Source organism: Paenibacillus sp. FSL R5-0486 (genome assembly GCF_037975155.1).
Classification (GTDB): domain Bacteria; phylum Bacillota; class Bacilli; order Paenibacillales; family Paenibacillaceae; genus Paenibacillus; species Paenibacillus amylolyticus.
The window spans coordinates 7,161,059-7,174,972 of sequence record NZ_CP150237.1 but is presented as its reverse complement, the minus strand read 5'-3'; the positions used below and the strand labels follow the sequence as shown (position 1 = coordinate 7,174,972).

Below are 13,914 nucleotides of genomic sequence, written 5' to 3'. Positions count from 1 at the left end.
GAAAATATGGCTTTATCCCGATTAGCGGAATAGAGGCTTTACACATGATAAAGATCCAATCACCTGAAATGACTGGACCCTCAATCATAAACTTAAATTTCAAAATCAAGAGTACCCGTTTCGGTTAATTCAAACGGACCAGGTGTTACATCTGCATCGGGTCTCTTTGTTCCGAAGAAATCGGAGTCAAAATGATATGGACTACTGTCCGGCTCCTCATACTTCATGTTGGCGTGATAAGTCTTTCCAAGCAGATCCGTGGTAACTAACATTGCAGAGGTTCCCCGAAGAAGTTCGGGCTCATTGATCTGAATGTGCACCTTACCTAGCGCAGGATCAATCTCAACGTTCATACCCTTTTGTGTATATATCTTCGCTTGGGATTCGTGACGGCTTGAAACCGCATCGTTAAGAAATACATTGCCACCCATAGCTACCGGAAGTACGGCATTGCCTATAAAGAAATCCTTTGCGGCATCGCCAAGCTCCATAAGCTCCTCTTTGGTGTATTCCCACCATTTCTTATCTTTCACATCCGGATGTTGATCGTAGCCGCCAAGTCCCACAGCATGCAGATAACATCTGGAGTTGTCCGGGATACCATCCATGACCGTCTTCCCGTCCTCTCCAACTTCATCCCTTGGTTTAAGGGGAATATGCTCAAAGAAGGTGATGGGCACAGGCTCCTTATTAGGATCATTGTCACCTATAAAGATATTGTTGTAGTACCTGTCATCGCCCCCAGTGATATTGGAGTATCCCGCCATGGCCGTCTCGTGAGGGAAATGATATGGCGTAATACGAGTAATTTCGGAACGAACTACAAATCGGCCTGCAAACAAATTATGAGCAAATGCCCCGCCCTGGGCCATATTCCTGAAATTCATCGGAGAGAGAAATAGGTTATGATCGACCATATATGGACCATGGCAAACCTCAACGAAGAGGTCCTCCGAAAGATTGTCAAAAAATACATTACGGCTGATGCGAGTGCCCTGTGCCTGCCAGTCCAACCAAAGCGCACGGTAACAGCTATACATTATATTTTCGCTAATTTGAGTATCCAGGGAAGCATGCAGTTTAATTCCCGCTACTTCGGCACCATGTCTGAGTCGTTTGTGGTGAATATTATAAATACGGTTCTGATAAATGTGGCTGAAGGCTGCTCCCATATGACCCACAATACCTGCCTGTTCACAATCATGAATCACATTACCTCGAACTGTGTGACTGCCGATGTTATCTTTATGCCAGCCGGAGCGTAATGCTTGTAAAATAACCTCCTGCTCGCGTTGAGTACCACCTTTACTATGCTTCTCCAAAGACTTGGTGTGCCCTGTACCGATTTCGGTACCCAGGCTAATACCAACGCATTTGGATTCACTGATTATATTGTTTTCAATAATCCAGCCCTTGCTCCAGTGAGGTCCAATCAAACCTTCCTGGTAGTCTGTAGGCGGTGCCCATTGGGGGGAGGCTTGACGCAGAGTGAAGCCGCTTACAGTGATGTAGTTAATTCCCGGTTTCACAGGCCAGAAGCAATAAGGACGTACATTAATTTCTACATTTTCCGTACAAGGATCTTTTCCACCAAAGTTGGCCCAGATTTTTGTTGTTGTAGAATCAACCTCGGCATACCATTTTAACAATGAATCCTTGGGATACTTGGCTTCGGACCAAACTTCAGGGTTGTGAACGCTTTCAATATTATCGCATTCATACAATGATTTGCCATCCAAATAGACATCGCCGAGATGAATTGGGAAGGGCCCGTCAAACAACCAGTCTCCACTGAGCTCTACCTCATAGGGATTGCGAACGGAAAAGAGGGAATTGAGCACTTCTGTGCTCCAGACATGGTTTCCTTCGGACTTCCAGTTGGTAATCCGTTCAGCTCCTGTAATCACGACTTCCCCGTCTCCTGCGGATCGATATACGATTCTATGCTCCGCTGTTCCTCCATTAGCCGGGTTAACCCATTCTCTGTATACTCCCGCATGAACAATAACTGTATCACCGGCCATGGCATGAGCCGCGGCGCGTGATATGGTACGAAGGGGTTGATCCGCTGTTCCTTTTCCTTGATCATTCCCATGTATGGATACATGATATTCCATAACAACTCTCCTTCTATTTTAAAATTATTGTTGTATCCCGTTATTATACTAGAAAATAATTATAATGGCAGAGATAGGAAGGTGTATGTTAAGCCTGAAATGATATTGATAAAAGGTAAAATCACATCCACTACCCTATGAAGTTGTGGATTTTTGCGTATTAAAGTCTTTTAGCTATTGTTAAAAGCTATGACTAGCCATGCTTTTTTCATATAACAGGCATTCCTTTCCACCATGCTATACTCATTAGAATAAAAAGTTAGAAGGAGAAATAGTTATGATACCATTTCGTAATGATCATGTAGGTAGCTTTCTACGTCCTGCAGATTTAAGTCAGGCACGTGAACAATATAAATTAGGCAACATCACATATGAGCAATTAAGAGCTGTGGAAGATAAAGAGATTATTCGAATTATTGAAAAGCAAAAGGAAAATGGCGTATTGGCAGTTACGGATGGTGAATTCCGTAGAAGCTGGTGGCATTTTGATTTTCTGGGCGGCTTGGATGGCGTAGAGTTGTATGAGCAAATAGACGGACCGAAATTCCATAACATGCAAACTCGCAAGGGTGGGATTCGTGTTGTTGGTAAAGTTGATTTCTCGAGTCATCCCTTTGTTCAGGATTTTGAGTTTTTGAAAAAGCATGCAGGTGACGCTGTCGCGAAACAGACCATTCCAAGTCCTAACATGCTTCTATATCGATTGGAAAATGACGCTAATATCTATACGGACCGAGAGCAATTCCTTCAGGATACGATTGCGGCGTATCAAAAAGCAATTCAAGCCTTCTATGATGCGGGATGTCGATATCTGCAATTAGATGATACAGCTTGGGCAGACCTATTCTCAGACGCTGGTCACGATAAGCTACGTGCTAAAGGTCTGGAACCGGCGGAAGAGTTGAAAACGATGCAGCGCATGATTAATGAATCCTTGTCTCATAAACCAGCAGATTTAGTTGTGACGATGCATATTTGTCGTGGTAACTATAAATCGAACTATTTCTCAACGGGTGGTTATGATTACGCTTCTGAAGTTATCTTTGGAGGCTTAAACGTAGATGGATTATTTTTAGAGTTTGATGATGAGCGCTCAGGTGGTTTCGAGCCATTAAAGTATGTGAATCGAAAAGATTTGAAAATCGTGCTTGGTTTACTCACATCGAAAACAGGCGAGTTAGAGGATAAAGAACAAATTAAAGCTCGGATTGCAGAGGCGGCAACCTATGTACCACTTGAGCAACTTTGTTTGAGCCCGCAATGTGGCTTCTCTTCTACAGAAGAAGGCAATATTTTAACGGAAGAACAACAATGGCGTAAACTTCGTTATGTGAAGGAAATTGCAGAAGAAGTTTGGAATTAATCCATCTAAATAACGGAGGGGATTCAAAATGACAATTCAAGCAGACCAAGAGACAATTATAGTTGAAGCGTTCATTAATGGTCAGAATGTAAAATCCCTTTCGCAGGTAGCAAAAGAGAATCCAACAAACCCAACTGAGATCGTAGGTTATTTCCCTGTCACTACGAAAGAACAAGCGGTTGAAGCGATTGAAGCGGCGGCAGGGGCTTTTAAAACATGGAAGCAGACCCCCATTGATGAACGCATTATTATGATGCGCAAGGCGATCGAGAAGATTAGAGCAGCTGAGAATGAAATTGTACATTTGCTGTCTAGAGAGCATGGCAAGCCCCTGTATGATGCACACGGCGAAATTTATGTTTCGTTAATGTGGATGGAGTTTGCTTGTAATGAAGCCAAATCGGCTCTACAGGAAGAGATCAAAGAGCATGAGAATGGTAAAACGATTCTTTCCTATGATCCAATTGGTGTGGTGGCAGCGATTAGTCCATGGAACTATCCCATTGCTTTATCTACGATTAAGATCGCTCCTGCCTTACTTGCGGGTAACACCATTGTGCTTAAACCAAGTCCATATGCACCACTGGCGGCAGCGAAAGTGGCAGAGATTATTGCGAGTGAGTTTCCGGCTGGTGTAATCAATGTCGTTCATGGTGATGCGGATGTGGGCGTTGAACTGACTAGTAATCCTCTTGTTACTAAAATCGTCTTTACAGGTGGAACCGCAACAGCTAAGCATATTATTAAAGCGGCTTCGGAAACGATTAAGGATATGACGCTTGAGCTTGGTGGTAATGATGCGGCTATCTTCTTGGAAAGTTTTGATGTTCATGATGAGCGAGCAATGCGCCGGATTGTCATTTCTAATTTCTTGACAGCAGGCCAGATCTGTATGATCGCCAAACGTGTGTATGTACACCGTTCTATTTATGATGAGTTTGTGGAAAAATATATAGAGGCGGCTAATCGCTGGATTCGAATTGGTGACCCATTTGATTCAAATACGACAGTAGGTCCACTTAATAACCTGAAGCAGAAAAATTATGTGCTTGGTTTGGTTGAAGATGCGCAAAAGCGTGGGGCTGAGGTCATCCCTCTCGGTCAAATTCTTGATCAGAAGCTGTTTGAACAAGGTTACTACCTACAACCTACGCTTGTCTTAGGTTGCGATGTTCATGATCCGATTGTAGTGGAGGAACAGTTTGGTCCTACGGTTCCGATTCTGCCATTTGACGATGAAGAGCAGGTTATTCATCTACACAATGAAAGTATATATGGATTGACGAGTTCTGTGTGGGGGAAAGAAGAGGATGCCATCTCCGTTGCACGTCAACTCGAAGCTGGAACGACTATGATCAATACAGCTGCTGTGCAGGGGCTCGACGTTCGGTTCCCTTTCGGTGGGGTTAAGCAATCCGGTATTGGCCGTGAATACGGCGTGGAAGGTATCCGCACTTATACAGAAAAGCATGTCATCAACGTTCCGAAGACACTGGATCTTCCTTATATACCAGAGTAAATGGTATAGAGGTTGTTCAAAAAGGCTCTAACTTTGCGCTTTGTTTACTGATTTTTAAGAATCAGTAGACAGGGCGTTTTTTTGTCAGATCAGTTTGACAGTGGTGACTTTTTTAGAGAGAAAATACCCCCACATCTGATGGAGGTGACGCTGAAAAAATAAAGAAGCCACTCCATTGATGGAGTGGCTTGATACTCAGCTATTATACGGTGAACGTCGGCTATTTTCTACCTAGTGTCTCCCAAATTCCATGGAGCCAGGAATCGAACTCAGCATCTTTGTCGCCCTCGTAAGTATCATAAATATCCAGACGTGTCTTTTGCAGTTTTTCCTTGAATTGCTCGAATGTGTGACCTTCAGGAAGGCTTTTTTTAATCCGTAGCAAAATTTTGTTAGTACCTTTAAACAGCTCACCTTTGTTTTTGGCAGGCATTTGTACATCTTCATCCAACTGCTTGAGCTTGTGATATGCGGCTTCGCGCACTTGAAACACTTGATCATTTTTCAAAACATGCTGCAGCAATTTAATGGTAGGGGCTGTATTCCAGTTCCCCAATTCGTTCACCGCATTCAGTCTTTCTCTCCAGCTTGACGTCCGGTTAGCCGCTCGTTTGAGCTCTTCAAAGTTCTCCGGTAGTTCGTTAACTGCTCCAATATCATGGTTGTTCGTCAAAATTCAATCTCCTTAATCATCGCCATCTCGGCAGAATGATGAATGTTATTTATGTGATCACTATTATAGCACGAACCTGACTAAACTACTCCTATGAAGCCGATTGGTTAGCCTTTTCCTTAATGAAGTCCACCATATACACCCAACCAATCAGTCCACATAAGACAAAACCAAACGCATGCAGAGATCCGTATATGGGAATGAAATCGAGTATGGTTAAGGAGTACATATTTTTCAGTAACGGATAGAAGATGGAAATGACAACAACCGTGTAAAAGGCTAGACAAGAAAGGCCTAAAAAGAAGGCTTCCTTATTATCCAAAGCATTTTTCCTCAAGTAAGTAAGGAGATAAGCGGTGTAAACCACAATATTACAGGCGAACAAAGTGACACCGACGTATTCAATTGGCTTGGAGAAAATCATACCAATAGCAATCAAGATTGGTCCGATGATATCGATGGCAACGATCCAAGGATACCAGCTTTTCTTCGTCATGATGCGTCCCAGTGCACCAATAAAAATCGGAACGATCGCAGATGAAAAATGAAAGTGGAGCGAGCTTAACGCGTGCGTTGAAGGATTAGCTTGGAACAGGTTCAATTGATATTGATATAAGGTAAACCAAATGCCCCCGATAAAAAAATAAACGAGCCCCGCACCAATCGCTATTTCAGCTGCTTTTCCTTTAGAGATCACAATCGTGGTCAAGCCATAGATGCCAAGCAGCAGTGTGAACAGTAGCCACCCAAGGGACAGAATCCCCGGTATTACCGTGCTTTCTAACCCCCACATCTTACTACTCATTACCGAGGCCAGGGTAAGAAGCGCAGCGGGAAATTGAAGCCATTTCATAGCAGCATAAATCATTTGTTGATGTTTATTCTTTTCATCATGGTTCAAAAGTAAAATCACAAGAGGTACAATGACAAAAGCCGCAAAAAGCAGAAATTTTTCAACAAGTTCGAATTGGAAGTATTCAAGGGAAAATATCAGAATGGTTATGATTCCACCGGGAAACACTGGTGCTAATAATGATTTCATTCGTTGCTTCAAGGAACTATTCATGGGGTTTCCTTTCAAACTACGTTTATCGTAAGAACTGCCTGTATCCAGTGTGTAGCATTCTTTAGTATAGATCGGTAATTCTTCTTTTAGTAGTCTAACACATTTATTTGTCAATATATGAAAATAAGCTTATCTTACTGCGGTTGATGGAGTCATGGGAAATAGCCCTTTCGCTCTTCAAAGACTTTCACCATAAAGGAGCTGTGGTATCAAATGAATAAGGATAAAAGTATAGAAATAAAATACTCTTCAAAAGCAGGGAACATTCTACAACAGATCAATAGTAAAACTAAGCTAGGCGAATTACGAAAAATCGCAAAGGATATTAAAAAAGATCACGAACTAGCTATGGAACTTTGGTCGACCGAAGCGTTTTTGCCCAGACTATTAGCTATTTTAATTATGGATAAAAAACTTCTCTCACAAGAATTGCTCAATAAGTTTGATAAGGATATGCAGACTCACACTTTTGATGAGCGAAATAACTTAATGGATTGGTTAATGGCTAGTCAGCTCACCAAAGACAAGAAGACCATTGCATTGATGGAATCATGGGAAAAAAGTCCTTCTGCTCTTCAAAGGCGAGCTTTCTGGTATTATCAAGCGCGATTGAGATGGACCGGACAAACGCCTCCTGATAACACCGAGGACTTACTATCTGCAATTGAAGCTAGTATTACGCAGGAAGAGCCGGAAGTTCAGTGGGCTATGAATTTCATTGCAGGCTGGATAGGCATTTATGATCAAAAGTATCGTGCGCGTTGTATTAAACTTGGTGAAAATACAGGTCTTTATAAAGATGAAATGGTATCAAAGGGTTGTACTCCTAATTATTTGCCAGAGTTCATTGCAATTGAAGTTAACAAACGAAATAAGAACTGGAAGCCTTAATATGGAAAAAGGGTCTGGAAGTAAGCTTCCAGACCCTTTTTGCTTGGAGGGCAATTGCAAAATTTTTCTTAAACTACTGATCACTATAATTGGTGTGAAACCAATTTTTTAACTCTTCACTCATGATCTCATATTCCTTCTCAGCAGCCTTCGGATGCAATTCGATTCCTCCAGAAGGTCCGAAAATAACGATGTCTAGGCTCGTTTCGTCTGTAAATGTAATTTTTCCAGCATTGTTCGATCCAAACACATCACCTGCATCAAAAGGTCTAAGTTCTGCATCTTGTATCATATGGATAACCGTATTTTTTTCTTCCTCGCTTAATATGGTGGGATTAATCATACCGATACTGATTTCTTTTACTTGCCCTGCATCAAGTTTCTCTTTGAATTGTTCTGCCCATTTGCTGTCCGCTCCGCTTCCCGTGGAGCAACTTGAAACGATCAGTATAAAACCGACAATCACCAAGACAATGCCTGAGATCCGTCCGGCACTTAGTGCTAAATCACTTGGCTCCGCATCTTTAAACTTCCATCCCAGTCGTACATACCAAGCAAAATAAGGCCAAATTGCCATAATTAATCCTATTATCATGACTAAAACACCTATGATACCTGTCAAACAATCACATCCTCTATATGTTAAGTATTAGTCTAATATAAAAAACAGTAAGAACACCATTCTATTTCTTTCATTATTCTTTCATAGCGCTCTGTTAATATCCATAGAGGGTGATGACTCTCGGATCTGATCAAAAGGTATGCTCTGGCGTTGCCTGAATCAAAGGGATGAAGGAGAGAATACATATTGTTATCGTTTAATTGGAGAAAGATGGATTATCTTGTTATATGCTTCGTATTGTTGTTCAGCACAATCGTTCCATTTGATGTTCGATCGGCTTATGCTGCAGGTCCTGCTTCACCTGTTAAAGTAGAGAAAATAGACGCAGGCGGTCTTGCTTCAATGGCGTTAAAGTCAGATGGGACGTTGGTGGCCTGGGGGAGAAACGACTTTGGTCAACTAAACGTTCCATTAGGCTTAAGCGAAGTTGTGGCAATAGATATTGGGTATTTCCATACACTTGCATTAAAGTCAGATGGCACGGTGGTTGGCTGGGGGAGCAATAGCGTTGGTCAACTAAACGTTCCAGCGGGCTTGAATGATGTGGTGGCAATCGCCACAGGAAGCAACCATTCACTTGCGCTGAAGTCAGACAACACGTTGATCGGCTGGGGGAACAATGCCAACGGTCAAACGAATGTACCCGTGGTTGTAGACGGAGTAGTGGCGATTGCTGCTGGTAACCTCCATTCGCTTGCACTGAAGTCAGATGGCACGGTGGTCGCCTTGGGAGGCGATAATGTTGGTCAAACTAATGTGCCTGTAGGCCTAGACGGAGTAGTGGCGGTTGCTGCAGGAGCATCTCACTCACTAGCGCTAAAGTCAGATGGCACGGTGGTTGCCTGGGGAGGTAATAATGGTGGTCAAACCAATGTGCCCGTAGGCTTAGACGGAGTAGTGGCGATCGCTGCAGGAGAAGCTCATTCACTAGCGCTAAAGTCAGATGGCACGGTGGTCGCCTGGGGGGAAAATATTAGTGGTGAAACCGATGTACCAACCGACTTAGAAGGAGTAGTGGCGGTCGCTGCAGGTCATTTACATTCGCTTGCCTTAAAGTCAGATGGTACCCTAGTTACTTGGGGATATAATCAGGATGGACAAATGAATGTACCTGGGAATGCCAATCTGAGAGATCTTAAGCTACAGGAAGGGAATTTCACGGAATCCTTTGATCCTTCAGTCATGGACTACACGTATTATTACGACGGTCAATCGCTGTCCAGTGTAGATGTAACGCCGACAATGGCAAGCACGGACCAGACAGTTATGTACGTAAACAATGAGCTACTGCCGGACGGCAACACCAAGACGATAGATATCTCGGGAGCAACCACGGATACGGTCATTCCTGTTCACGTGAAGCCCTATTTGCTTCCGGGTCAAACGTATACCATTACTGTAGCAATCGATTCAACGTCTCCAGAAGTGCAGTTCGGTACGAATGGTCGTGTTGCCGCGGCGAAAACCGCAGCAAGCCAAGTGAAGGTCAGCGACATACAAAGCGGAATAGATACTGCTTCACTGCAATATGTGTGGACGCAAAGTACCGTCGTTCCGACAGGTGGCTGGTTGCCCTTCAGCAACAGTGATAACTTGAGTCAGACTAGCGGGAATGGCAACTGGTACTTACACATTCGCGCAACAGACAACGTAGGGAATGTTACGGATGCGATTTCCAATCCTTTTCTACTGGATAACACAATGCCGGTACCAGCACCGAATCCAATAGATCAAGGGGGTAATTCGTCTGCTCCGCCTGCAGTAACCTCATCTCCATCTAACCAGGCAGCTTTAGCTAAAATAAATGTTTATAATTCCGGAAAGGCATTGGAATTATCTCCTAATTTTAAATCCGGGACTATGGATTATACAGTAGAGACAGATGCTGAGCAGGTGGAGTTGGAAGTAACTTCAGTCCATTCCAAGGCGGTTGTTAAGCTGCAGGGAGAACGTATAAATGAGATGGCGACCGTCCCTCTGGAGATGGGTGTCAATGTAATTACACTTACGGTTCAAGCCGAGGATGGAACGATCAGCACGTATACCGTAACGGTTACCCGTATTACCCATGATGAGAATAATGCGCCATCAGCTCCGGTATGTCGGTTCACGGATATCGAGAATCACTGGGCAACATCCGAAATTTGCGAGGCAGCAGAATTGGGTATTGTGGAGGGGATAGATACCTACACCTTTGTACCAAGAGGCAACGTAACAAGAACGGAGTTCGCCGTTATGCTGATGCGGACACTTCAGATCCCGATACGTAACGAATCAAGTGAGGTGTCTTTCAACGATGCAGAGAGCATCCCGGCATGGGCACACCTGACGATCCAGACAGCTGTAGCCAAGGGAATTCTGCAAGGATATCCCGATGGAACATTACGGCCGAAGCAAACGGTAAGCCGTGCAGAGATGGCTACGATGGTCTCCAAGGCCATGAAGTGGAATGCTGATCGTACGGCTAGCTCTTATTTCTCTGATAATACAAGCATTCCAACATGGGCCAAGGCATATGTCGAAGCTGCTCAGGAGCACGGACTTCTGAAAGGGCAAGCGGGTAATCGATTTGTTCCGGAGGGACGAACAACAAGAGCCGAAGCAGCGGTTGTACTCTTGCGACTTTGGAAATCTATACATTAAGCAATAAAGGACTGACCCCTGATGTCATTAGATGACAACAGGGGTCAGTTTTTGTTGAAGCCTGATAGGAGATATGCTTGTAATCCATAATTCTCTCTACTATTATGGATAGAAAAGGAATAAGGTGTCTATTTTCTTAATTTAAATATAAAGGGACCTGATGTATGAATTCCACTGTAGAACTTATCCTGATGATTGTTTCATTGATCATGACGGGTATCATCTTACTCACTGTGTACGGGTTTAGACGAGAGCGCGGAGTAATCTACCTCGTAGGTTTGATCGTATGCCGAATGATGTACTCAAGCAGTATCATTCTGGAGAGACATAGCGATGTAGTAATGACTAAATTCATTTTTCGCAATATTCAGAATACGACCCAAAATGTAATGGTCCCTTTCTTGATCTTATTCGTTTATCACTTAGTCGGTCGAGACAAGCCGCTGAAGACCCAATGGAAGATCCTATTGTTTGCCGTATTTGTATCGTGGTCGTTGCTTATGTGGCTTGACCCAAACCTTCATATTATATATCTGACGATTGAGCTTTATAATGGCCACCTAGTCACAACAAAAACCCTCTATTCCAGAGCATTCAGCCTCATTTGCTATAGTGCAGTGGTTATATGCCTCTACTATTTATTTCAGTATGTAAGGAATATTAGGAGTGATTATCGTAAGCCGGGAATGTGGGTTCTCCTTCTGGCTACATTACCGTTTGTCCTGGAGATTATCAAATTTGTGAAGCCTGAGTGGTCATCATGGTTACTTCCATTAACAGTTTACTGCGGATCTACAGGGACAATTATGCTGGTGATTATTCTGAGGATTAAGTTCTTCTCTACCGTTCCGATTGCCAGGAATATTGTGCTTGATACGTTGCAGGAGAGTATTGTGATTGTGAATGGTTCGGGAAAGGTCATCGATAGCAATAATCGAGCTTCACAATGGTTCTCAGAGTTGGGCTATACCAATATTTCGGGTCGGAATATATCGGAAATCCTAGCGTCCTGGCCAGAATGGTATAAGCTGAGCAAGTCTATGCAACCGGGCAGTGTAGAGATTGATAAGTGGCTGGATGGAGAAAGAAAAATATATAGTGTAAACGTATATCCATTATATACACTGGGTAAGGCACAGGGTAATATTTCTCTTATTTTTGATATTACAGAGAAACAACGGCATCTGGAGCAGATGGCACAGTTGAACCAGTTGAAGGATCAACTGGTTACAATTATATCTCATGATATTCGCAGTCCGCTAGCGCTACAGTTTCAACTCGTGGAGTTACTGGAGGCGGACAGGCAATCCTTCGCTGCGGATCATCAGGAGATCATTGAGCAGCTTGGTGACCAGATTCGTAATACACTTGGAATGGCTAATAACTTGTTGGAGTGGTTTCGCAGTCAGGTTGAAGACATGACACTTCGTCCAGAGTTACTGGAGCTTTCGGAGGTTGTTGAGGACTGTTGTCATATGTTACACATTAAAAGTGAGAGTAAACATATCAGCGTGATGAATAAGATTGCTATAGGCACCCATGTATATGCAGACCGGGAAACAGTTGGTTTAATTATTCGTAACTTATTAACCAACGCCATCAAATTTTCCGAATTGGGTGGTTTAATCGAAGTGTACGCTCAGTTGTCGGGAGACATGGTGATCGTGTCCGTTCGTGATAACGGAGTAGGTATGGAAGAGGAGCGAGTACGTCAGCTATTTAACGAGAAGCAACTCAACTCCATGGCGGGTACATTAGGTGAAAAAGGGGCAGGGCTTGGACTGCTCGTAAGTCGACAGTTCGTACAACTAAGTGGTGGAGATATGTGGGCAGAAAGCACGGTGCGACAAGGAAGCGTATTTCACTTCACCTTGAGAGGCGGAACAGAGAGATGAAAGTTCTCATCGTTGATGATGAGCCTGCCATGCTGTTGGCAATGAAGCGAATGCTGTCGAATATACAAGATGTGGAGATTGTCGGAAGCTTTCAGAATGCGGCAGAGGCACTCGATTTCGTTAAGAACTGGGAAGTGGATCTCGCATTCCTGGACATCCAGATCGCTACGGACAATGGATTAGAGCTTGCACGCAGCTTGATCTCAGTTTGTAATGATCTTGACATTGTGTTTACCACTTCGCATGCAGAATATGCGATTCACGCTTACGATGTTTATCCGTTGGACTACATGGTTAAGCCGATTTCCAGAATGCGACTGGCTCAGACGCTCACTAGGGCGGCCAGCAGACGGAGATCTTCTTCTAATCTTGCTGACGACATTGCGCCTAATCGGCTGACGGTTCATGGACTGAGTTGCTTCGAGGCTAGCAGCAAGCAAGCGGGTGCAGTAAAATGGAAATCCAAAAAAAGCATGGAGCTATTTGCCTATCTGCTTGTTCATCAGGGTCGAAGTGTAGCCAAATCCCGAATCCTGGAGGATCTCTTCCCAGGGAGGCCTCTCAAGCAGGCGGAAGTGTACTTGAATACGATTGTCTATCAGCTTAGAAAGGTGTTATCCGAGCATGGGTTCAAGGAGATGATCCTATCAGCACAAGAACAATATCGGGTAGATTTAGATCAAGCGGATGTTGATTTTATTCGATTCGAACAGACCATGTTGGAGTTATTCGAATTCAATATAACTAATGAAAAAGCGGCCATAGCGTTAGAGAAACAGTTCGTAGGCGAGTTGTTTGAGGGTAAATCTTTTGATTGGGCGACAGGGGAACGTGAGAGATTGTTAATTGTGTACGTTTCCTATGCCAAGCGTCTTGCAAGCTGGTTGCTGGAACGGAATCAATATAATGAAGCAGCACGCATTGCCAGAAGAATTGTATCCCGCAATGAGTTTGAGGAAGAGTCAACATTGCTGTTGTTAAGTATATTGGGAGCCATGGGAGATCGAAAATCACTACATAAACACTATGAGCAATATACGCAATTACTGCTTCATGAACTTGGATTACAGCCTTCGCTGTCTATTCAACAGCAATATGAACAATATCAATGATATCCTTCTGATA

The 13,914-nt window shown here is 43.5% G+C and carries 10 protein-coding genes; 6 read left to right on the top strand and 4 right to left on the bottom strand.

Going from position 1 to position 13,914, the window contains the following annotated elements; translation table 11 throughout:
- Window positions 1-92: 92 nt before the first annotated feature.
- Window positions 93-2,117, bottom strand: coding sequence for a right-handed parallel beta-helix repeat-containing protein (locus tag MKY01_RS31645; RefSeq protein WP_339284910.1), 2,025 nt, complete (start codon window positions 2,115-2,117; stop codon window positions 93-95).
- A gap of 277 nt (window positions 2,118-2,394) precedes the next feature.
- On the opposite strand from MKY01_RS31645, the gene MKY01_RS31640 reads away from it, so the two are divergent.
- Together MKY01_RS31640 and MKY01_RS31635 are read left to right on the top strand one after the other, a co-directional pair.
- Window positions 2,395-3,480 carry a 5-methyltetrahydropteroyltriglutamate--homocysteine S-methyltransferase gene (locus MKY01_RS31640; RefSeq protein ID WP_282319781.1) on the top strand — a complete coding sequence of 362 codons (1,086 nt, stop codon included), beginning with the start codon at window positions 2,395-2,397 and terminating at the stop codon, window positions 3,478-3,480.
- Between the two features lie 28 nt (window positions 3,481-3,508).
- Window positions 3,509-4,999 carry an aldehyde dehydrogenase family protein gene (locus MKY01_RS31635; RefSeq protein WP_282319782.1) on the top strand — a complete coding sequence of 497 codons (1,491 nt, stop codon included), beginning with the start codon at window positions 3,509-3,511 and terminating at the stop codon, window positions 4,997-4,999.
- Window positions 5,000-5,219: 220 nt separating this feature from the next.
- On the opposite strand, the gene MKY01_RS31630 is transcribed toward MKY01_RS31635, so the two are convergent.
- Window positions 5,220-5,672: a HEAT repeat domain-containing protein gene (locus MKY01_RS31630; protein WP_076329306.1), complete on the bottom strand. Its 453-nt coding sequence runs from the start codon at window positions 5,670-5,672 to the stop codon at window positions 5,220-5,222.
- A 91-nt stretch (window positions 5,673-5,763) separates the two neighbouring features.
- On the bottom strand, window positions 5,764-6,738 hold the full coding sequence (locus tag MKY01_RS31625) for a YndJ family transporter (RefSeq protein WP_282319783.1): 975 nt from the start codon (window positions 6,736-6,738) through the stop codon (window positions 5,764-5,766).
- A gap of 213 nt (window positions 6,739-6,951) precedes the next feature.
- On the opposite strand from MKY01_RS31625, the gene MKY01_RS31620 reads away from it, so the two are divergent.
- On the top strand, window positions 6,952-7,629 hold the full coding sequence (locus MKY01_RS31620; RefSeq protein WP_127547492.1) for a DNA alkylation repair protein: 678 nt from the start codon (window positions 6,952-6,954) through the stop codon (window positions 7,627-7,629).
- A 73-nt stretch (window positions 7,630-7,702) separates the two neighbouring features.
- On the opposite strand, the gene MKY01_RS31615 is transcribed toward MKY01_RS31620, so the two are convergent.
- Window positions 7,703-8,251, bottom strand: coding sequence for a DUF6199 family natural product biosynthesis protein (locus MKY01_RS31615; RefSeq protein ID WP_127547490.1), 549 nt, complete (start codon window positions 8,249-8,251; stop codon window positions 7,703-7,705).
- A 186-nt stretch (window positions 8,252-8,437) separates the two neighbouring features.
- On the opposite strand from MKY01_RS31615, the gene MKY01_RS31610 reads away from it, so the two are divergent.
- From MKY01_RS31610 to MKY01_RS31600, 3 genes are all read left to right on the top strand, one after another.
- Window positions 8,438-10,894, top strand: a complete 2,457-nt coding sequence (locus MKY01_RS31610; protein WP_127547488.1) for an S-layer homology domain-containing protein — start codon at window positions 8,438-8,440, stop codon at window positions 10,892-10,894.
- A gap of 164 nt (window positions 10,895-11,058) precedes the next feature.
- The gene (locus MKY01_RS31605; RefSeq protein WP_339284905.1) at window positions 11,059-12,789 is read left to right on the top strand and encodes an ATP-binding protein; all 1,731 of its coding nucleotides are present in this window, start codon (window positions 11,059-11,061) and stop codon (window positions 12,787-12,789) included.
- A complete protein-coding gene (locus MKY01_RS31600) occupies window positions 12,786-13,901 on the top strand; it encodes a response regulator (protein ID WP_282319786.1) in 1,116 nt (371 codons plus the stop codon). Before MKY01_RS31605 ends, MKY01_RS31600 begins: the two co-directional genes overlap by 4 nt.
- Window positions 13,902-13,914: the final 13 nt, after the last annotated feature.

Bases quoted from the DNA above. Each gene is read 5' to 3' on its own strand.
- MKY01_RS31645 (WP_339284910.1), bottom strand. From the start codon at position 2,117: ATGGAATATCATGTATCCATACATGGGAATGATCAAGGAAAAGGAACA.
- MKY01_RS31640 (WP_282319781.1), top strand. From the start codon at position 2,395: ATGATACCATTTCGTAATGATCATGTAGGTAGCTTTCTACGTCCTGCA.
- MKY01_RS31635 (WP_282319782.1), top strand. From the start codon at position 3,509: ATGACAATTCAAGCAGACCAAGAGACAATTATAGTTGAAGCGTTCATT.
- MKY01_RS31625 (WP_282319783.1), bottom strand. From the start codon at position 6,738: ATGAATAGTTCCTTGAAGCAACGAATGAAATCATTATTAGCACCAGTG.
- MKY01_RS31620 (WP_127547492.1), top strand. From the start codon at position 6,952: ATGAATAAGGATAAAAGTATAGAAATAAAATACTCTTCAAAAGCAGGG.
- MKY01_RS31605 (WP_339284905.1), top strand. From the start codon at position 11,059: ATGAATTCCACTGTAGAACTTATCCTGATGATTGTTTCATTGATCATG.
- MKY01_RS31600 (WP_282319786.1), top strand. From the start codon at position 12,786: ATGAAAGTTCTCATCGTTGATGATGAGCCTGCCATGCTGTTGGCAATG.